At 64.9% G+C, this 285-nt stretch carries 1 protein-coding gene; it reads right to left on the reverse strand.

Annotated elements, in window-relative coordinates:
* A partial coding sequence (locus tag SB658_RS23240) for a hypothetical protein (protein WP_410602634.1) occupies nucleotides 1-285 on the reverse strand: 285 nt, incomplete at both ends.

The raw sequence follows: 285 nt of genomic DNA on the forward strand, positions 1-285 counted from the left end.
CATGATGACGGTCGCCAACGGAGCGGACGAGTCCTTGTCGACGGGGACGGCCGTCTGGGCGGTCAGCGCCTCGAGACTGGTCGTGGGTGCAGTCGCGTGCACGCTCTGTGTGAGCCGGCTGGGCGCGACTTCTGTGCTTCGAGTGCGCTGGTTGAGGAGCTTGGTGAGAGCCGCCGCCTGCGTGCTATCACCGTCGGCAACGAGCGCGCTGACCAGTCGTTTCACCTGGTGGTTCAGACGCTCGGAGTCGTTCCCCAGTGCGACGCGGACAAGTGATGTGACAAT

The sequence above is a fragment of the Bacillus sp. SIMBA_008 genome (assembly GCF_046535495.1).
GTDB classification, from domain to species: domain Bacteria; phylum Bacillota; class Bacilli; order Bacillales; family Bacillaceae; genus Bacillus; species Bacillus subtilis.